This window comes from Arthrobacter sp. NPDC058097 (assembly GCF_042884885.1).
In the GTDB taxonomy this organism is placed as follows: Bacteria; Actinomycetota; Actinomycetes; order Actinomycetales; family Micrococcaceae; genus Arthrobacter.
The window spans coordinates 497,548-515,340 of record NZ_JBHVSZ010000001.1; the positions used below are offsets into that span (position 1 = coordinate 497,548).

The 17,793-nt window shown below is 67.3% G+C and carries 17 protein-coding genes; 4 read left to right on the forward strand and 13 right to left on the reverse strand.

The window, feature by feature from the left end:
- Nucleotides 1-2: 2 nt before the first annotated feature.
- A complete protein-coding gene (locus ACFVTE_RS02375; protein ID WP_387096288.1) occupies nucleotides 3-578 on the reverse strand; it encodes a DUF4190 domain-containing protein in 576 nt (191 codons plus the stop codon).
- A gap of 70 nt (nucleotides 579-648) precedes the next feature.
- Nucleotides 649-1,533 carry an NERD domain-containing protein gene (locus ACFVTE_RS02380; protein WP_387096291.1) on the reverse strand — a complete coding sequence of 295 codons (885 nt, stop codon included), beginning with the start codon at nucleotides 1,531-1,533 and terminating at the stop codon, nucleotides 649-651.
- Nucleotides 1,534-1,904: 371 nt separating this feature from the next.
- On the opposite strand from ACFVTE_RS02380, the gene pgm reads away from it, so the two are divergent.
- On the forward strand, nucleotides 1,905-3,566 hold the full coding sequence (pgm, locus tag ACFVTE_RS02385) for a phosphoglucomutase (alpha-D-glucose-1,6-bisphosphate-dependent) (RefSeq protein WP_387096294.1): 1,662 nt from the start codon (nucleotides 1,905-1,907) through the stop codon (nucleotides 3,564-3,566).
- A 265-nt stretch (nucleotides 3,567-3,831) separates the two neighbouring features.
- On the opposite strand, the gene ACFVTE_RS02390 is transcribed toward pgm, so the two are convergent.
- Nucleotides 3,832-4,437, reverse strand: a complete 606-nt coding sequence (locus ACFVTE_RS02390; RefSeq protein WP_387096297.1) for a malonic semialdehyde reductase — start codon at nucleotides 4,435-4,437, stop codon at nucleotides 3,832-3,834.
- 271 nt (nucleotides 4,438-4,708) lie between these two features.
- Between ACFVTE_RS02390 and ACFVTE_RS02395 the strand changes: the two genes are divergently transcribed.
- Nucleotides 4,709-6,061 (forward strand): uracil-xanthine permease family protein, encoded by a 1,353-nt coding sequence (locus tag ACFVTE_RS02395; RefSeq protein WP_387096300.1) that lies wholly within the window; start codon nucleotides 4,709-4,711, stop codon nucleotides 6,059-6,061.
- Between the two features lie 157 nt (nucleotides 6,062-6,218).
- On the opposite strand, the gene ACFVTE_RS02400 is transcribed toward ACFVTE_RS02395, so the two are convergent.
- Both ACFVTE_RS02400 and ACFVTE_RS02405 read right to left on the reverse strand, forming a co-directional pair.
- The gene (locus tag ACFVTE_RS02400; RefSeq protein WP_387096302.1) at nucleotides 6,219-6,767 is read right to left on the reverse strand and encodes a hypothetical protein; all 549 of its coding nucleotides are present in this window, start codon (nucleotides 6,765-6,767) and stop codon (nucleotides 6,219-6,221) included.
- A gap of 77 nt (nucleotides 6,768-6,844) precedes the next feature.
- On the reverse strand, nucleotides 6,845-7,744 hold the full coding sequence (locus ACFVTE_RS02405; protein WP_387096305.1) for an SDR family oxidoreductase: 900 nt from the start codon (nucleotides 7,742-7,744) through the stop codon (nucleotides 6,845-6,847).
- Between the two features lie 176 nt (nucleotides 7,745-7,920).
- Between ACFVTE_RS02405 and ACFVTE_RS02410 the strand changes: the two genes are divergently transcribed.
- Nucleotides 7,921-8,418 carry a DUF6328 family protein gene (locus ACFVTE_RS02410; RefSeq protein ID WP_387096308.1) on the forward strand — a complete coding sequence of 166 codons (498 nt, stop codon included), beginning with the start codon at nucleotides 7,921-7,923 and terminating at the stop codon, nucleotides 8,416-8,418.
- 2 nt (nucleotides 8,419-8,420) lie between these two features.
- Here the strand turns inward: ACFVTE_RS02410 and ACFVTE_RS02415 are convergent, their stop codons facing one another.
- The 3 genes from ACFVTE_RS02415 to ACFVTE_RS02425 form a co-directional block, all read right to left on the reverse strand.
- Entirely contained in the window at nucleotides 8,421-9,545 is a 1,125-nt protein-coding gene (locus ACFVTE_RS02415; RefSeq protein ID WP_387096311.1) for a glycerate kinase, read from the reverse strand.
- 72 nt (nucleotides 9,546-9,617) lie between these two features.
- Nucleotides 9,618-11,492, reverse strand: a complete 1,875-nt coding sequence (locus ACFVTE_RS02420) for a thiamine pyrophosphate-requiring protein (RefSeq protein ID WP_387096314.1) — start codon at nucleotides 11,490-11,492, stop codon at nucleotides 9,618-9,620.
- A 49-nt stretch (nucleotides 11,493-11,541) separates the two neighbouring features.
- The gene (locus ACFVTE_RS02425) at nucleotides 11,542-11,784 is read right to left on the reverse strand and encodes a DUF6480 family protein (RefSeq protein WP_387096318.1); all 243 of its coding nucleotides are present in this window, start codon (nucleotides 11,782-11,784) and stop codon (nucleotides 11,542-11,544) included.
- 211 nt (nucleotides 11,785-11,995) lie between these two features.
- Between ACFVTE_RS02425 and ACFVTE_RS02430 the strand changes: the two genes are divergently transcribed.
- Nucleotides 11,996-12,469 (forward strand): hypothetical protein, encoded by a 474-nt coding sequence (locus ACFVTE_RS02430; RefSeq protein ID WP_387096321.1) that lies wholly within the window; start codon nucleotides 11,996-11,998, stop codon nucleotides 12,467-12,469.
- 47 nt (nucleotides 12,470-12,516) lie between these two features.
- On the opposite strand, the gene ACFVTE_RS02435 is transcribed toward ACFVTE_RS02430, so the two are convergent.
- The 5 genes from ACFVTE_RS02435 to ACFVTE_RS02455 all read right to left on the reverse strand — a co-directional run bounded on the left by ACFVTE_RS02435 (nucleotide 12,517) and on the right by ACFVTE_RS02455 (nucleotide 17,614).
- Complete coding sequence (locus ACFVTE_RS02435; RefSeq protein ID WP_387096324.1) at nucleotides 12,517-13,368, reverse strand: glycerophosphodiester phosphodiesterase; 852 nt, start codon at nucleotides 13,366-13,368, stop codon at nucleotides 12,517-12,519.
- Nucleotides 13,369-13,395: 27 nt separating this feature from the next.
- Nucleotides 13,396-13,635: a hypothetical protein gene (locus tag ACFVTE_RS02440; protein ID WP_387096327.1), complete on the reverse strand. Its 240-nt coding sequence runs from the start codon at nucleotides 13,633-13,635 to the stop codon at nucleotides 13,396-13,398.
- Between the two features lie 107 nt (nucleotides 13,636-13,742).
- Nucleotides 13,743-14,561 carry an HAD family hydrolase gene (locus ACFVTE_RS02445; protein WP_387096330.1) on the reverse strand — a complete coding sequence of 273 codons (819 nt, stop codon included), beginning with the start codon at nucleotides 14,559-14,561 and terminating at the stop codon, nucleotides 13,743-13,745.
- A 53-nt stretch (nucleotides 14,562-14,614) separates the two neighbouring features.
- The gene (locus ACFVTE_RS02450) at nucleotides 14,615-16,354 is read right to left on the reverse strand and encodes a sensor histidine kinase (protein ID WP_387096333.1); all 1,740 of its coding nucleotides are present in this window, start codon (nucleotides 16,352-16,354) and stop codon (nucleotides 14,615-14,617) included.
- A 180-nt stretch (nucleotides 16,355-16,534) separates the two neighbouring features.
- Nucleotides 16,535-17,614, reverse strand: a complete 1,080-nt coding sequence (locus tag ACFVTE_RS02455) for a LacI family DNA-binding transcriptional regulator (RefSeq protein ID WP_387096336.1) — start codon at nucleotides 17,612-17,614, stop codon at nucleotides 16,535-16,537.
- Between the last annotated feature and the right edge of the window lie 179 nt (nucleotides 17,615-17,793).

Genomic DNA, 17,793 nt, shown 5'->3' on the forward strand with positions numbered 1-17,793 from the left:
GGTCAGATGGTGCCGGACGTGCCGGCGACGCTCGCCAGGATGGTGATCCCTACGATCGCGAGGACGGTCAGGACCAGGCCCAGGTATCCCATCACCAGGCCGGCAATGGCGAAGCCGCGGCCTGACGGTTCCCGGCGCAGCCCCAGGTGGCCCAGGATCACGGCGGCGAGCTGCGGCAGGATGAAGAACCCGAAGCCCAGGTAGATGGCGATGCCGCAGCACAGGCTCGCGATGCTCAGGCCCTTCGGCTGGGGTACCGCGCCGTAGTACGACGGCTGGCCGTACGGGCTGGAATACGGCTGGCCGTACTGGCTCGAATATTGCTGGCCGTACTGATAGCCGTACTGCTGGCTATAGGGGCTGGCCGGCTGGCTGTACTGCTGGCTGGGCGGGGTGTATTGCCCGCCATACTGCAGGCCCGGCGGGGTGTGCTGTGACGGGTTGTGCTGCGCTGGGTTGTATAGCGGCGGATCGTACAGTGGCGGGGCCGGGATGTCCGGACCCTGGGTTTTGTACGACGGTTGCTGGTGGGTGTCCGGTGCTGGCTCGTCGCCGGTTCCGGGACGCTGCTCTGTCATGGAATCCCCCTCATCTGGTTCTGAACAGAACATTACCGCCGCCACCGTGGCAATGGCCCGGGAGGCTTACTCACTTGGGGAGCAGCTCCCACAACAGCCACAGGGGCGGCGCCAGCAGCGCCGCGGAAACCAGGCCCGCGACCAGCGACCTTCCCACCACGCGCAACACAGTTCCCGGCCCCTGCTCCCGGCCGTACAGGTATCGCGGCTGAACGGGACGCATCTGGACGGGATACCTGCGGGCAGGGCGGGCAGTGTTTTGGCGGCCTGCGATCGGGCGAGTTGTAGCCGGGCGGCCTGCGGCCGGATGGTAGGCCGGGTTCTGGACGATGCCGGCCTCCGGCACCTGCGGACGGGTGAGGAGCTGGCCGAGCTGCGCGTAGAGCAACAGAACCGAGGGCGCATCCAGCACGTCCGGCAGGTCCGTCACAGCGGCCGCAACGCAGTCGATCCCCCGCACCTCGACGCCCGAACCTGTGGTGCCCTGCATTTCCGGCTGGGCCGTCAGGCAGATCAGGGACCGGACCAGCCTCCGCCACGGTGCCGGCAGGACCGCAGCCACTGCGGCGGCCTGCGCCAGCGCAGTCTCCACGGCCGGGAACCGGTCATGACCGTTCTGCCGGAGCGCGCCATCCACGACGTCGACGTCGCCGGACCAGTTCTTGGCATTGACCACCACCACACCGCCGGGCCCCACCAGGACATGCTCCAGCCGGGCCAGCGGGCGGCCCGGCCAGTGGACGTCATGCAGGAGGAACCAGCCGTAAGGCCCCAGCTGGGCAAGCCGTTGGGCTACGAGATGGCCGTTGAGTTCGGCGCTCGCAGGAGCAGTGAAGACACCGTGGCCCGCGCCGCCGGGGGCGCGGGGCTCAAGCGGGGCCAGATCACGCTTCAGCCGCGCGATCCGCTCAGAGGCGAGCCTCGTCCGTTCGAATGCTGCATCTCCAGCCCCCATTTGTTCACCTCTGCATTACTCGCTTGTCGACCAAATGACCGGCCCAATTCAACCGGACCAAATCGCCCTGCCGTAAATGGCCCGGCAGAAAAGCCGGATAAATTACCGGCCCCAAGGGGCCGAATTACCCGGCAGCGGATGGCACGGCTGAAATTCAGCCACAGGCTTCCGGGACGTTTCCGCTGGTCCGGACACCCGGCGTCGTACATGGCACCGGACGTTCCTGCCGTTTGAACGTAACAGCCCTGTCAGGGGCGGGTATATAAGTACTTTTCGGCACTACTCAGTTTTTAATCGCAGATAAATGCAAGTAGTCCGGAAAACTGGTGACATTCTGCGTCACAGGGGCCGGATTCTGGCATGCTGGTGCAATGGCTAGCCGAGCGGGCACAGTTGCCCAACCCCAAGACCTTGTTGACCTGACCGCACTGCTCGACGCGTACTACGACGTCAAGCCTGACCTGGGGGACCCTGGCCAGCGCGTGGCCTTCGGCACCTCCGGGCACCGCGGATCAAGCTTGAAAGCGTCCTTCAATGAAGGACATATTGTGGCGATCACGCAGGCGATCGTGGAGTACCGCGCCGGAGAGGGCATCACCGGCCCGCTGTTCCTGGCCAAGGACACCCACGGGCTGAGCGAACCGGCGCAGAACTCCGCCCTTGAGGTACTGGCCGCCAACGGCGTGAATGTCCTCATCGACGCGCGGCACGGCTACACGCCCACGCCGGCACTGAGCCACGCCATCCTCACGTACAACCGCAACGCCCCGGCGGGAGCCCCGCAGGCTGACGGCATTGTTGTCACTCCCAGCCACAACCCGCCGGCCGACGGCGGCTTCAAGTACAACCCTCCGCACGGCGGCCCTGCCGACACCGACGCGACGGGCTGGATTGCCAACCGCGCCAACGAACTGCTGGAGAACGGGCTCCGCGGCGTGAAGCGGATTCCGCTGGCCCAGGCCCTCGAGGCCGGGACCACCGGAAAGTTCGATTTCCTGAGCAGCTACGTGGACGATCTGCCCTCCGTCCTGAACCTGGACGCCATCCGCGATGCCGGGGTCCGGATCGGGGCCGACCCCATGGGTGGCGCGTCCGTGGACTACTGGGGCGAGATCGGTGAACGCCACCAGCTGAACCTCACCGTGGTCAACCCCACGGTGGACCCGCAGTGGGCCTTCATGACGCTGGACTGGGACGAGAAGATCCGGATGGACTGCTCTTCGCCGTCGGCCATGGCCTCGCTCATCAACCGGATGGCTGTCGGTGCGGACGGGTCCGCCGCCTACGACGTCGCCACCGGGAACGACGCCGATGCGGACCGGCACGGCATCGTCACCCCTGACGGCGGCCTGATGAACCCCAACCACTACCTCGCTGTGGCCATCGACTACCTCTACCGCAACCGCAGTGGCTGGAACCCGAATTCCGTTGTGGGCAAGACCCTCGTCTCCTCCTCGATCATCGACCGCGTGGCGGACGGCCTGGGCCGCAAGCTCGTGGAGGTGCCCGTGGGCTTCAAGTGGTTCGTGCCCGGCCTGCTGTCCGGCGAAGGTGCGTTCGGCGGCGAGGAATCCGCCGGCGCTTCCTTCAACAAGCGCGACGGCAGCGTCTGGACCACGGACAAGGACGGCATCCTGCTGGCGCTGCTGGCCTCGGAGATCACCGCGGTCACGGGCAAGTCGCCGTCGCAGCTGTACAAGGGCCTTACGGACCAGTTCGGTGCTCCGGTCTATGCCCGGATCGACGCCGCAGCGACGCGGGACCAGAAGGCTGCGCTTGGCAAGCTGTCCCCGGAGGACGTCACTGCCACCGACCTGGCCGGCGAGACCATCACGGCGAAGCTGACCAAGGCGCCGGGCAACGGCGCCTCCATCGGCGGTCTGAAGGTGGTCACCGAGAACGCGTGGTTCGCGGCCCGCCCCTCCGGCACCGAGGACGTCTACAAGATCTACGCGGAGTCCTTCAAGGGCGCCGACCACCTCAAGCAAGTCCAGGCCGAAGCCAAGGCGCTGGTGGACGCGGTTATTTCCTAGGACCCCGTTGGGTTAGCCGGGAACCGGAAAGCGCCGGATGGCTATCTGCCATCCGGCGCTTTTCTGCTGCTGTCCAGGCGCGTCTTGCGGCAGGACGGACCGGCTCAACAGGTCGAAACAGGACTATTATTGGAATTGGCCCGGATGCATGCCTTGCAGTTCTGAACTGCAAAAATACTGTCCCGAATGCCTCCGGAATGTCCCCCATATTGCCGGAGGCATTCCGTGTCCCGAGCCTTTTAATCTCGGGCCCTTAAAGCCGCGATCAGACCGTGCGGACCACGTCTTCGTAAGCGAACTTGGGCTTCGCTTCGCCCCAGGCCTCGGGACCGGGCTGGCCGATGTTGACCACCAGGAAGCTCTTCTGGTCGCCTGCCGGGAAGAACTCGGCGTCGATGGCGGCGAAGTCCGCACCGGTCATCGGGCCTGCGGCGAAGCCGAGCGAGCGCACGGCCAGGATGAAGTAGCCGGCCTGCAGGTGGGCGTTGTTGTTGCCCGTGGAGGTGGCCAGGTCCGGGGAAGCGTCGTACATGGCCTTGGGGGCGTTGTAGCCAGGGAGGAAGTTGTCCCACTGCTCCTGCCAGGCGGTGTCGTAGCTGAGGATCGCCACGAGGGGTGCGGAGGCCGTCTTGGCCCGGTTCCCGTTGGACAGCGTGGGCACGAGCTTGGCGCGGGCTTCCTCCGAGCGCACGTAGGTGACACGCAGCGGCTGGGAGTTGAAGGCCGTGGGTCCGAACTTGGTGAGTTCGTAGATGGCGCGGGCCTGCTGCTCGCTGACCTCACCGGTGAATGCGTTGGCGGTGCGGGCTTCGGCGAAGATGGCATCCACGGCGGCGGAATCGATCACTGCTTCTTCATGGGCGATGGTCATTCGCGCCCCTTTCACTAGGCCGACATCCCTGGGGCGGCGTCGGGCAGTCCTGTTTGCTTTCGTTGGGTTCAACCCGATTCAGTGGGACGCTCTTCCCGGAACAGGCAAATGGACGGCGTGACGTTGGACACAGCGGGGCGTCCTTCCTGCCGCGTAGTGCGGCCGACACTGCTGGCCGGAAGCCCTCTCGTGCCCGCGTCCGGCGGGGTATTCTTGCTCCTGAAGATCCAGCCCGGCGAGCGGGCACACTCCCCTCCGAAAGGCCCCGCCAATGAGCATGCTCGGAATCAAATGGAAGCTGCACGGCAACGGCAAGGCAGTCCGCCCCGGCGAGGTGGTGGCACCCGGCGAACGGCTCGCGTGGCCGCTGACCATCGGCGTGGGAATGCAGCACGTTGTGGCCATGTTCGGCGCCACCTTCCTGGTGCCGATCATCACCGGAATGCCGCCTGCCACCACCCTCTTCTTCTCCGGCGTCGGCACGCTCCTGTTCCTCGTGATCACGCAGGGCCGCGTTCCCAGCTACCTAGGCTCGAGCTTCGCGTTCATCGCGCCCATCATGGCGTCCCAGCAGCAGTTCGGGATCCCCGGGGCGCTCGGCGGCGTGGTGCTGGCCGGCGCTGCCCTTGCCGCCGTCGGGGCGATCGTGCAGAGGTTCGGTGCCGGCTGGATCAACCGGCTGATGCCCCCGATCGTCACCGGCGCCATCGTGGCCCTGATCGGGCTGAACCTGGCACCGGCGGCCAAGAACAACTTTGACGCCGCCCCCGTGACCGCGCTGATCACGCTGGTGACCATCATTGTGGTGAGCGTCCTGTTCCGCGGAATCATTGGCCGCCTGAGCATTTTGGTGGGCGTGGTGGTGGGCTACCTCGTGGCCATGCTCCGCGGCGAGGTGGACTACTCGAAGATGGACGCCGCCGCGTGGGTAGGCCTCCCCCACTTCCAGACCCCCGAGTTCCACCTTGGCGTGGTGGGCCTCTTCGTGCCGGTGGTCCTGGTTCTCGTCGCCGAGAACATCGGCCACGTGAAGTCGGTGTCCGCGATGACCGGCCAGAACCTCGACGGCGTCTCCGGCCGTGCGCTGCTGGCCGACGGTGCCGCCACGGTGCTTGCCGGCTTCGGCGGCGGCTCCGGCACCACCACCTATGCCGAAAACATCGGCGTCATGGCGGCCACCAAGGTCTACTCCACTGCCGCCTATTGGGTGGCCGGCGTCTTCGCCATCCTGCTGAGCTTCTCGCCGAAGTTCGGCGAACTGATCGCCACGGTCCCGCCGGGCGTGCTGGGCGGTGCCGCCACCATGCTGTACGGCATGATCGGCGTCCTCGGCGTGAAGATCTGGGTCCAGAACAAGGTCAACTTTTCGAACCCGGTCAATCTGACCACGGCCGCAGTCTCCCTCATCATCGGCATCGCCGACTACACCTGGACCGTCGGGGACCTGAAGTTCACGGGCATCGCGCTCGGATCCGCCGCGGCTCTGGTGATCTACCACGCCATGCGGGCCATTGCGAAGGCGCGCGGCACGGCTGCCGAGCCTGAGACCGAGCAGCAGGGCCTGCCGCCCGCCGCCAAGGCCGCCATCAACGCCGCGGCAAAGAGGCAGCCCAAGAAGCGCTAGGCACTTCCCGGGCTCGCACCCGCGGCCGCACCGGCGCATTTCTGCTCCACTTCAGGCAGGCAAAAGGCCCCGGAGCCCCGGAATTCCAGGGGTGCCAGGGCCTTGCGGGTTGCAACCGGTGCAAAAATGCGGGCACCGAGGCTAAATGGACGCAGTCTTACCCGGCGTCGAACGTTTCGTCGTCGTCATTGGGTGACTTCTCCTTCGGCAGGTCATTTCCGCTGCCGTCCGGAATGCCCGCCGCCTCCTGGCCGGGCTCCGAGGAGAACTGCCCGGCGCCGGATTCGTCAGCGTTGCCCTCGTCGATTTCGGCGTCCGCCGAGGGCACTGCCGTGTCCGCGTCCTCGGCGCCGGCCCCGGGTGAGGCGTCCGGATCCCGCGGCAGCGGGGACTCACCGGGCACCGGGTCGAAGCCCGAGCCGGTGCTGTCGCTCTCGGCGTGGAGCTGCTCGTCGGTGCCGCCGAAGCGTCCTGCCCCGGGCTCGCCGGAGCTGTCCTGGTCCTCCTCGGCGAAGTGGCTGAGGTTCGGCGTACCGGTCTGGAAGGTCTCCCCCTCCGGGTTGTTCTGGTTCAGGCCCGCGGCGTCGAAGTCCTCCTCCTCGCGGGGCTGGGCGAACTGCTGGCCGCCGGTTTCCTGTTCCACGGTGGGGGTGCCGTAGCCTCCCGCTTCCTCTTCCGGAGCTGCGTGCTGGTTGTCCTGGCTCATCTGTTCCTCCTGTTTGGTGGGGAATTGCTTGGCTGGGAAATGTCTTGCTGGGAATTGCCTGGCATTGCGGGGAAGGCTCAAAGTCCCTTGCCGCCGGTGACGGGAACCACCGCACCGGACATGTACGAACCGGCGTCGGACGCCAGCAGTACGTAGGCGGGGGCGAGCTCGGCGGGCTGCCCGGCGCGCTGCAGCGGGGTGTCCTGGCCGAACTTCGGCAGCTTGTCCGGCCATTCCGTGGCTGGAATGAGTGGCGTCCAGATGGGCCCGGGCGCCACGGCGTTGACCCTGATCCCCTTGGGTCCCAGTTCCTGGGCGAGGGCCTTGGTGAACGCCACCTGGGCCGCCTTGGTCATGGCGTAGTCAATCAGTCCCGGAGACGGATTGAAGGCCTGAATGGACGCCGTGGTGATGATCGAGGCCCCGGCCTTCAGGTGCGGCACTGCTGCCCGGGCGGTCCACAGCAGCGAGTACAGGTTGGTCTTGAAGACCCGGTCGAATTCCTCGGTAGGCAGCGTCTCAAAGCTGTCGCGGTTCTTCTGGTACGCGGCGTTCAGCACCACCACATCCAGCCGGCCAAACTCGGCAACGGCGTCCTGCACTATGGCCGTGCTGAAGTCCTCGTTCCTGCCGTCACCGGCCAGGAGCAGTGCCCGCCGGCCGGTCTTGCGGATCCACTCGGCGGTGTCCCGTGCATCGTCCTCCTCTTCGGGAAGGTAGGAAATGGCGACGTCGGCCCCCTCGCGTGCGAAGGCGATGGCCACAGCCTTGCCGATGCCCGAATCGCCGCCCGTGATGAGCGCCGCCTTGCCCTCCAGCGCCCCGCTGCCCTCGTAGCTCAGCTCGCCGTGGTCCGGCTGGGGATCCATCGTCGCGGTCAGGCCCGGCTGCCTCTGTTCCTGCCTGGGAAAGGGCCCTGAATGGTACGTTCCCCGGGGATCACCGGGCTGGTCAGACTGTTTTACTGGGTCCCTCATTGTCCACCTGCTCATTGTCGGGCTGCCGGTTGTTCGAACCTAACGCAGGTCTGAGGAGCAAGTCCACCACCTGGCGCGAAGTTAGTCAGCAAGCTTAGCATTTGTTGAGTTAGGGCAGACTTGAGCCTAGGTTTGGAGCAAGCACGCCCGCTGCGGGCCCAGACAGAGGAGGTTTCATGACCGATCCGGACGCCCCGGCCGGCAGCGGCCGGAACGAGACCCGCGAGGAGCAGCTGGACCGGAACTGGGGGGAGCTGCTCCAGGAGCTGCGGGTCCTGCAGACGGGCGTCCAGATCCTGGCCGGCTTCCTGCTGACACTGCCGTTCCAGCAGCGATTCGAGACGCTCGACGATTTCCAGATCAGGCTCTACCTGGTGAACGTGGGCCTGGCCGCACTGACCACCGCGTTCATCCTCCTGCCGGTCAGCGTCCACCGCCGGCTGTTCCGCAAGCGGCTCAAGGAAACCCTGGTCAGCAGCGCGGACAACATCACCAAGATTGCCCTCGGCGGGGTGGCCGCCCTGAGCGTGGGAACCGCGGCCCTGGTATTCGACGTCACGGCCGGGCGCACCGTGGGCCTCATTGCCGGCGGCGTGCTCTTCGCCGTGCTGGCCATTCTCCTGGCCTATGTACCCGTGCACCTGCACCGGAAGGCCAAGAAGGCGGAGCAGTAGCGTCAGGCCCCTTCCAGCACCTGGCGCGTGGCCCACGCGAGGTATTTGCCGGCGTCGGAGATCGCGTCCTGCGGGCTGGGGGCGACGTCCAGCAACTGGGCAGCAGCCACCACGCCGTGTTCGGCCAGTTCCTCCGGCGTGACCGTAATGCGTCCTGCCACTGCCACCACAGGAATGCCGCGCTCCCGGGCGGCCTCGGCGAGCGCGATCGGCGCCTTGCCGGTGAGCGACTGGGAGTCCATGGAACCCTCGCCGGTGATCACCAGGTCTGCGTCGGCAAGCTTCTCGGCCAGCCCCGTCAGCGCGGCAACCAGCGCGAAGCCGCCTTCCAGCGTGGCCTGGGTGAAGGCCAGGAACGACGCCGGGAAGCCGCCGGCGGCGCCGGCGCCCGGGACGTTGACGTCCCGGCCCGTCGCCTCCCGGAGGAGGGACGCCCAGTTGCGCAGCCCGGCGTCGAGCTTCTCAATCGCGTCGTCATCGGCGCCCTTCTGGCGGCCAAAGACATGGGCGGCGCCGGCGGCGCCGTAGAGCGGGCTCTGGACATCGACGGCGATTCGGAACCTGACGGCGGACAGCCGCGGATCCAGTCCGGTGACGTCCAGGGAAACGGCGTCGGCCAGCGAGCCGCCACCCAGCGGCACCACGTTTCCGGCCGCGTCAAGGGGCTTGAGGCCCAGGGCGCGCAGGGCGCCGCTGCCGCCGTCGGTCATGGCCGAGCCACCGACGCCCAGCACGATTTCGGTGGCGCCGGCGTCCAGGGCAGCGGCAATGAGCTGCCCGCAGCCGTAGCTGTGCGCCCGCAGGGAGTTCTCCGGCGTCGGCTCCATGTGGGCCAGACCGGAAGCCTGCGCGGTCTCAATGACCGCGGTGGTGGCGCCGGAAGCGTCCTTGTGGAGCGCCCAGGCGGCGCCGGTCGGGGCAAGGATGGGACCAACGACGGCGTTGATCCGCTCCTCGTAGCCGGCGGCAACGGCGGCCTCAAGGGTTCCCTCGCCGCCGTCGGCCACCGGAAACTGGGTGGTGATGGCGTCAGGGTAGACGCGGAGTGCACCCTCGGCGATGGCGGCAGCGGCTTCGACGGCGGTGAGTGATCCCTTGAACTTGTCAGGGGCGATGAGGATACGCATGCCCCTATCCTGCCATTCCTGCTATGGAATGCGGTTGCCGAACCCGTAATGGAAGTCACACAGTCCGGTCGGTCAGTTGCGGGACTCCTCCTGATCCGCGTAGGTGTCCAGCAGTGCCACCGCGCCCTCGCCGGGCTCGCCCTCCTCGGAGAGCGCGGACCGCATGCCGTCCAGCTTTTCCGCACCGGCCGGGAACGGCGGCAGCAGGGGCACATCCGGATCGGTGAGCACCTCGATCACCACGGGGCGCTCCGCAGCCAGCGCGCGGTCCCACGCTCCGGCCAGCTGCTCAGGTGATTCGACACGGATGCCGGTCAGCCCCAGCAGCTCCGCGTATCCGGCGTAGGGAAAGTCGGGGATCTCCTGGCTGTCCGGGAACCTCGGCTCGGACTCGGTTTCCCGCTGCTCCCACGTGACCTCTGCCAGGTCGCGGTTATTGAAGACACACACCACGAAGCGCGGGTCGGACCACTGCCGCCAGCGGTGTGCCACGGTTACCAGCTCGGCGATGCCGGCCATCTGCATGGCGCCGTCCCCGGCCAGCGCCACCACGGGCCTGTCCGGCCGGGCCAGCTTAGCCGCGATCCCGTACGGGACAGAGCAGCCCATGCTGGCGAGCGTCCCGGAAAGGTGCGCCGGAACCCCCTCCGGAAGGGTCAGCTGGCGGGCGTACCAGTAGACGCAACTCCCGACGTCGACACTCACCTGCGCGTTGCGCGGCAGCCTGCCGCTGAGCTCGCGGACCACCAGCTCCGGGTTGACGGGTTTGGCCGGAACGCGGGAGCGCTCCTCGGAGAGCGCCCGCCAGCTGCGGACCTGTTCCTCCACGTCCGCCCGCCACTGTTTCCGGGCCTCTGCTTTCTGCTGCCCGTCCGGTTGCCTGCCGGCCTGCCCTTCGGCTCCGTTCAGCAGCTCGGCGAGCCTGGCGAGGGTTTCGGCGGCATCGCCCACGAGGCCCACCTCGACGGGGTAGCGGTTGCCGACCTTCCGGCCGTCGATGTCCACCTGGACGGCGCGGGCAGCGCCGGGTTTGGGATAGAACTCGGTCCAGGGATCGTTGGAGCCGATGATCAGGAGGGTGTCGCAGTTCGCCATCAGGTGGGCGCTGGCGGTGGAACCGAGGTGCCCCATGGTGCCCGCAGCGAACGGCAGGGTCTCGTCCATGTACGGTTTGCCCAGGAGGCTGGTGGTGATGCCGGCGTCCAGCTGCTGCGCCAAGGCGATCACCTCGGCCCGGGCATGCCTGGCGCCCTGCCCCACCAGGAACGCCACCTTATTGCCGGCCCGCAGCACCCCTGCGGCCCTGGCCAGGTCGTCATCGCGGGGAAGGATCCTGGCGGGCTGCCATTCCGGGGCTGTGACGATAATGCCATGCTCCTGGTCAAGCTCAGGCGCCGGGGCCTTCTGCATGTCGTGCGGCACGATCACGACGCACGGGGTGCGGGTTTCGAGGGCGGTACGGAAGGCGCGGTCCAGCACCATGGGAAGTTGCTCCGGAGTACTGACCATTTGCGCGAACTGCGCCGCCACGTCCTTGAAGAGCGTGAGCAGGTCGATTTCCTGCATGTAGGCCGATCCCAGCACGCTGCGGCTCTGCTGGCCGATGATGGCCACCACCGGGACACCGTCCAGCTTGGCGTCGTAGAGCCCGTTGAGGAGGTGCACCGCGCCGGGTCCCTGGGTGGACGTCACCACGCCCACCTGGCCCGTGTATTTGGCGTGCCCGACTGCCATGAACGCCGCCGTTTCCTCGTGGCGGGCCTGGACGAACTCGACGCCGGCCCTTGCGTTCTCCCCAGCGCCGCCGGCGCCGCTGCTGCCCTCAGTGCTCCGCCGGAGTGCGCCCATAAAGCCGTTAATGCCGTCCCCGCTGTAGCCGAAGACCCTGTTGACGCCCCAGGCCTTGAGGCGTTCCACCATTACGTCGGCAACCAGCCGGTCAGCCATCGCACACTCCTTCTGATCGTCGTCCTGCTTATTCCGGCGTGTTCCTGGTTTATTCGTCGTGTCCCTGGTCGCCGCTCATCTGGTCTTCGGCGGGCGGTGTCTCGCCTGGCGGCACTCCCCCGCCGGGCTCAAGGCCGGTGACGTTGCCGTTCAAGGGGTCGGGGTTGGGCGTGGCGGCCGAGTCGCCGCTGGCGTTCTTGTCCGCCGCGTCCCCGCCGTTGGCGGCGTCCTGTCGGTTGGCGGCGTCCCGGTCCGGGTTGGCCGGGTCATTTTCGGGGTGGTAGCTGCTCATGGTCCTGCGGTCCTCCTTGATTCAGGCCGCCGGTGCGGCGGCGGACTTCGGTAACGGACTCATGCTGCCCTGGTCCGGTAAACCCCGGACCCGCCCCGCAACTCGGGGCCGGTCCGGCAACACTGGACTAATTGTAAGCATGCTGATAATTCTGGAACAGTCAGATGCCGCACACTCCGGCCCGGCCGGAACGTATCGAAGGAGCAAACTGATGGGAATCGGCGACAGCATTGGCAAGGCAGCGGAAAACGCAATGGAGGACCTGGCGCAGACGTCCGAACCGACCGATGACGCCCACGCCCCTGAGCCGGGCGCCTCCGACGAAGACATCCAGGTGCACTCCTCCATCAGCGAAGGCTCCAACGCCCGGGATGGCGAAGCCGGACCGCGGGCCGGTGTCCGATCGACCTCCACACCCCAGGGCCCCGGCGCCGGGACAGGCGGGGACCAGGGCGGCACCGCAGGCACGTCCGACACCACGAGCACGTACGGTTCAGACGCGGCCAACGGGTCAGCCGGAGGGACGACGTCCGGCGGCATCGGCGCGGCAGGCACCACGGACGCTCCGGAAGCAGCGCGCGGCGTCCCCGGCCCGGCCGGGCTTCCCGAACCGGACCCTGAGGAACTGCGGGCTGATCCGTCTGAAGGGGATCAGGACCCGGGAACCGGCCTGGGACGCGGCTAACCCCGCAGCCCAGCTAGCCCCACTCCCCAGCTAGCCCCACAGCCCGGCTAACCCCACTGTCCGCGCGCCTGCAGGACGTCCTTCAACAGGTCGGCGCGGTCGGAGACGATCCCGTCCACGCCGAGATCGAGCAGCCGCCTCATCTCGGCGGGGTCGTTGATGGTCCAGACGTGCACATACAGCCCGAGCCCATGCGCCCGGCGCACAAAATCCGCCGTGACGACAGGTATCGCACGGTAGCGGACCGGCACCTGCAGGGCGTCGACGTCGCGCAGGGCCCGGCGCAGCAACGCCCGCACGAGCCGTCCAAGCGCGGGAACGGACAGCAGCGGCCCCAGCACCAGGAAGAGGGCATTGGCCGTAGTTCCCGCCGAGGATGCCGTCCTGCGGCTAAGTTGCCTCAGGACCGCACGGCGCCGGCGGTCGGAGAAACTGGCGACCAGCACGCGGTCGTGGACCTGGTGGCGCTCGATCGCGGCCACGACGCTGGGCACGGAGTGCCAGTCCTTGACGTCCAGATTGAAGCGGGCGTCCGGAAACGCGGCCACAAGTTCGTCGAAGGTGGGCACGGGCTCCGTCCCGCCGATCCGCACCCGCCGTACCTCGTCCCCGGTGAGGTCGTGGATGCTGCCGTGGCCGTCGGTGACCCGGTCGAGGGTGCGGTCGTGGAGGAGGAGGAGCTCGCCGTCGGACGTGGTGTGGACGTCCGTCTCCAGGTGGGAATAGCCAAGTTCGACGGCGGCGCGGAACGCCGCCAAAGTGTTCTCCAGGCCCGCCAGCGAGAACCCGCGGTGGGCCATGGCCACCGGCCGGCCCGGCCCCGGTCCCGGTCCGGCAGACCCCGAAGCAGACCCAGGTTCGCGCCCGGCAGCGGAGAAGTAAGGCAGGGTTCCCGTCATCCCCGAAGCTTACTTAATAGAGCAGCCTCAGGCGGGCAGGATCTCCACACCGTCACTGCAGTGCAGCAGCGTCCGGCCGCGGCCACCGTCGAGGTCCACCCACACCACGGTGCAGTCCGGCGTGACGGCCGAGACCCGGCCGCCGGTTTCGAATCCCGGCGCCAGCCGGACGTTCACCCGGTCGCCCTCCCGCAGGGCCGACCAGTGCGGGGCCGGTTCCACGGGCCGCAGCGGAGCCTCCACATTTTTGATCTTTTTCCTGGCCACGATGTCCCCTATCGGTCACTCACCCAACAGGCCACACCTTATGGTGCGGACATGAACGCAAGTTGACCGCCAGCCGGGAGTTCGGTGGCAGGCGGGCGACGGCCGCCTTACGGCAGCTGGAGGCCCAGCTCCGCGAGCTTTTCCTCGAGAATCTGGGCCACGCCGTCGTCGTCAAAGTGCGGCGCCTGCTGGCCCGCGGCGCGGATCGCTTCCGGGTGCCCGCTGGCCATGGCATAGCCGTGGCCAGCCCAGCGGAGCATCTCGATGTCGTTGGGCATATCACCGAACGCCACGACGTCGGCGGCGTCAATCCCCAGCGACGCGGCGTAGTCGGCCAGCGTGACGGCCTTGTTGATCCCCGGCACGGCGAGCTCCAGCATGGCGACGGTGGGCGCCGAGTGCGTCACCGAGGCGAGGTTCCCGACGGCGGGGCCCACCTCCGCGAGGAACTCGTCGGCAGTGCCTTCGCGGACAATGGCCAGGAACTTAACGACGGCGTCTTCCGCGGTGAGCGTCGAGTCCAGCGGTGCGGGGGTGAATTCGGAGAGCAGCTCGCTCGAGCCGTTTTCGATGAAGCCGGGCTCGAGGTGGAAGCCGGTCAGGGTCTCGGCGGCGAAGAGAGCGGTGGGGCGCACCTTCTTGATGATGCGGCGGATTTCGAAGATGTCGTCGATGGCCATGGTCTGCGCGGAGACAACCTTGTCCGCCTCGAGGTCCCACACGACGGCGCCATTGGAACAGATCACCGTGCCGGTGTGGCCCAGCTGCTCCTCGAGCGGGTGCAGCCAGCGCGGCGGGCGGCCCGTGACAAAGACGAGTTCGACGCCGGCCTTCCGGCAGGCGTGGAAGGCACGGACGGTGCGGTCACTGATTTTTCCGTCGTGCCCAAGGATCGTTCCGTCTATGTCACTCGCTACCAACCGCATGCTGCCAGTTTACGTGGGCGAGCAGCATGGTCTCCGCGGCAGCCGGCCGGTGATCAGGAGACGGGAAGGCTCACCGTTACCGTGGTTCCCTTGCCCGGCGCGCTCCGCAGGCTGATGGAACCACCGTGGCCCTCCACGATGGTCTTGCTGATCGGCAGCCCCAACCCGGCGCCTGGGATGGCAGTTTCGCGGGAGCGGGCGGACCGGAAGAATTTGGTGAACGCCTGCTCCTGTTCCTGCCCGTCCATGCCAATGCCGGTGTCCGAGATGGAACAGACAACGCGGCTGTTCGCCCGGTGGGCACGGGCGATGACGCGTCCCCCGTCCGGCGAAAACTTGATCGCGTTGGACACCAGGTTGCCGAACACCTGGCGCATCCGCCCGGGGTCGACGCGGGCGGTCAGCGGTTCCTCGACGTCGAGCACGAGCTGCACGCCGCTGACCGTGGCCTTGGCGTGCGAGGAGGCCACGACGCTTGCCAGCAGTCCGGCCACGTCGGCATCCTGCAGAGTCAGTTCGATCCGCTCCGAGGCAATGGCGATCAGATCGTTCACGAGGCCCAGCAGGTGGTGGGCGTTCCGCTGCACAATCCGCAGTTCCTCCGCAATGTCCTCGTGGCCGGGCTCGTCGAGGACGAGCTCGAGGTAGCCGAGGATGGACGTCAGCGGGGTGCGGAGCTCGTGGGAGACGGTGGCTACGAAGTTGTCCTTGGCCGACAGGGCACGGATCAGTGCTGTGACTTCGGCGAAGGTGATCACGGCACCTGCATGGTTGCCGTTGACGGAGCTCATGGCGCGGGCCGTGACGGAGTACGCGCGCATCTCCTCGCCCTCGCCGGCGTCATAGTCACCTGCCCAGTACAGCTCATCGGTGAACGTCTCGCCTGCGGCCGCGCGCGCCGTCGGGAAGTTTTCCGGCGGCACCGGAGTGGTGCGGTCAGCCTGGAACAGCCGCGGCCGGCTGCCTGACGGGGCCGGCCCGGACAGTGCTGCTCCACACAGTGCTGCGTCCGTCTCCAGTGCCTTGTTGGTCAGCACGTCCCGTCCCTCGTCGTCGACGACCCACACGGCCACATTGACCGTTGAGAGGACAGCGTCCAGCAGCCTCTGCCGGCGGAGGCTTTCCGCGGCCGCTTCCGCCAGGGCTTCGTCCTTTCTGACCAGGGTCTGGCGCTGCCGGTAAAGCGTGCCCGCCACTACATGGGCCGTGACCGCGATAGCGGCCATAACAAGGGGCAGGAAAATGGTCCGGAGTACCGGCCCCTGCGCGGGCAGGGCTGCGAAGGCCGCTGCGGGCACAACAGTGCTGAGGACGGTGGACGCGACCGCGAGGATCACACCGGCCCGGTTGCGGTCCACCGACAGCCAGATGACGGGGAAGACCAGCAGAAGACTCAGGACGTTGAAGTTGGGACCGCCTGCCTCCCGCGTGAAGCCGATGGCCACGCAGTCCAGCGCCGGAATCACTGCGTAGGCTCCCCTTGGCAGCCTGCCCCAGGGCACGGCAGCACTTAGGACAAAAAGGGCTGTGTGGGCCAGCAAGGCGAGCTGGAAGCGCGCGTCGGCCAGCGTATCAGGATGAAAGACCCTGGCCGCGGCAACCACCAGCACCACAGTGATTGAGAGGGGCAGTTGCCGCACGATGACGCGGCCGCGCTCCCCGAGGCTGCCGAAGAAGGCGTCGACCTTGTCGGCCAGGTGGGACTTGCCGGCCGGTTCAGACCTGTCGGCCAGTTCTGGGCCGGCGCCATGCCGAAGCCCCGGTTCGACGCCGGGTTCCCCTGTGCGACTCATCAGTATCTTCCCCCGGAGCAGCATTAAGTAAGGCCTCCGGCTGCTTGAAGGGCACTGGTCACAGAATAACGCGCAGGACGTGGCCGGGCGGAGGCCATGCCGAGATGATCCATCTTTACGGAGCCGGATTCCTGCAGGGCTGGATTTCTGCAGGGGCCGGATTTCTCCAGAGCCGGATTCTTACGAGGCCAATCCCTTCCGGCCGCTGTCCTTCTGAATGCTGTCCTTCCGGGGCGGCGCGGTGGACTCCCTGATCACCAGCTCAGTGGCAAGCTCCACCCGTCGCGAATCCAGCAGCTCTCCGCGCATCTGGCGCAGGACGAACCGCAGGGCGGTGGCACCCATCTCCTGAAGCGGCTGGGAAACCGACGTCAGCGGCGGCACCGACTCCTCGGCCTGGTAGGTGCCGTCGAAGCCGACCAGGCTCATATCCTCGGGCACACGGATTCGCTGCCTGCGCGCTTCGGCCAGAACACCCAGGGCGATGCTGTCGCTGCCGGCAAAGATGGCGGTGGGAGGCTCGTCCAGTCCAAGCAGGTGCTTCATCCCCCTGGCTCCGTGTTCCGACCGGAACTGGCCCGACAGCACATACTCGTCCTCGACGGCAACGCCGGCCGACCTCATGGCCGCCATGAAGCCGTGCAGCCTCGCCTGGTTGCATTCGGCTGCATCAGGGCCGCCAAGGTAGGCGATCCTGCGGTGGCCAAGGTCCAGCAAGTGGGAGGTCGCGGCCTTTCCCCCCGCCCAGTTGCTTGCCCCGACACTGACCACGTCCCCCGGCGGAGGATTCAGGGGATCGATGACCACCACGGGGATTTTCCGCCGGTGAAAGGCATCCAACTGGGCATCCCCGAAGGCTGATGTCACGACGATCATGCCGCACCGGCCCTCGTCGATGATCCGCTGGGCGCGCTGCTCCGGGGTCAGGGTCGATGCGCCCTGTTTGCCTGTGACGTTCAGCAGCACTTCGACGTCCGAGACAGCTGCGGACTCCACCACACCGTTGAGCACTTCTACGGCATAGCCGGATTCGAGGTTGTCGATGACCACCTCGACCATCTGCCGCCCCGAAACGTTCCGGCGGTTCTGCAGCGGCGACTTGTAACCGGTCCGCGCCAGCGCGGTCAGCACTTTGGCGCGGGTGTCCGCGGAGACGTCGTCCCTGCCGTTGATCACCTTGGAGACGGTGGGGGTGGAGACACCCGCCTCCCTGGCCACGGCCGCCAGCGTGAGCTTGCCTTGAGATTCGATCCTGGACATCCGTTTCCTTTTCGAAAGTTTTCGAGCCCTCAGTCTGCAGGGCGTATCCGGTTTCGTCAACGCCCAACAGCAATACGAAGCGACCGGAGACTCTTGACGCATCAGGATCTCCTCGTTATGTTTTATCTCACACCGCAAGTTTTATCGAAATATTTCGAAGCTGCGGAGAACGTCTTAGC

Bases quoted from the DNA above. Each gene is read 5' to 3' on its own strand.
- ACFVTE_RS02450 (WP_387096333.1), bottom strand. From the start codon at position 16,354: ATGAGTCGCACAGGGGAACCCGGCGTCGAACCGGGGCTTCGGCATGGC.
- ACFVTE_RS02410 (WP_387096308.1), top strand. From the start codon at position 7,921: ATGACCGATCCGGACGCCCCGGCCGGCAGCGGCCGGAACGAGACCCGC.
- ACFVTE_RS02435 (WP_387096324.1), bottom strand. From the start codon at position 13,368: ATGACGGGAACCCTGCCTTACTTCTCCGCTGCCGGGCGCGAACCTGGG.
- ACFVTE_RS02420 (WP_387096314.1), bottom strand. From the start codon at position 11,492: ATGGCTGACCGGCTGGTTGCCGACGTAATGGTGGAACGCCTCAAGGCC.
- ACFVTE_RS02395 (WP_387096300.1), top strand. From the start codon at position 4,709: ATGAGCATGCTCGGAATCAAATGGAAGCTGCACGGCAACGGCAAGGCA.
- ACFVTE_RS02415 (WP_387096311.1), bottom strand. From the start codon at position 9,545: ATGCGTATCCTCATCGCCCCTGACAAGTTCAAGGGATCACTCACCGCC.
- ACFVTE_RS02400 (WP_387096302.1), bottom strand. From the start codon at position 6,767: ATGAGCCAGGACAACCAGCACGCAGCTCCGGAAGAGGAAGCGGGAGGC.
- ACFVTE_RS02430 (WP_387096321.1), top strand. From the start codon at position 11,996: ATGGGAATCGGCGACAGCATTGGCAAGGCAGCGGAAAACGCAATGGAG.
- ACFVTE_RS02380 (WP_387096291.1), bottom strand. From the start codon at position 1,533: ATGGGGGCTGGAGATGCAGCATTCGAACGGACGAGGCTCGCCTCTGAG.
- ACFVTE_RS02455 (WP_387096336.1), bottom strand. From the start codon at position 17,614: ATGTCCAGGATCGAATCTCAAGGCAAGCTCACGCTGGCGGCCGTGGCC.
- ACFVTE_RS02405 (WP_387096305.1), bottom strand. From the start codon at position 7,744: ATGAGGGACCCAGTAAAACAGTCTGACCAGCCCGGTGATCCCCGGGGA.
- ACFVTE_RS02390 (WP_387096297.1), bottom strand. From the start codon at position 4,437: ATGACCATCGCCCATGAAGAAGCAGTGATCGATTCCGCCGCCGTGGAT.
- pgm (WP_387096294.1), top strand. From the start codon at position 1,905: ATGGCTAGCCGAGCGGGCACAGTTGCCCAACCCCAAGACCTTGTTGAC.
- ACFVTE_RS02425 (WP_387096318.1), bottom strand. From the start codon at position 11,784: ATGAGCAGCTACCACCCCGAAAATGACCCGGCCAACCCGGACCGGGAC.
- ACFVTE_RS02445 (WP_387096330.1), bottom strand. From the start codon at position 14,561: ATGCGGTTGGTAGCGAGTGACATAGACGGAACGATCCTTGGGCACGAC.
- ACFVTE_RS02375 (WP_387096288.1), bottom strand. From the start codon at position 578: ATGACAGAGCAGCGTCCCGGAACCGGCGACGAGCCAGCACCGGACACC.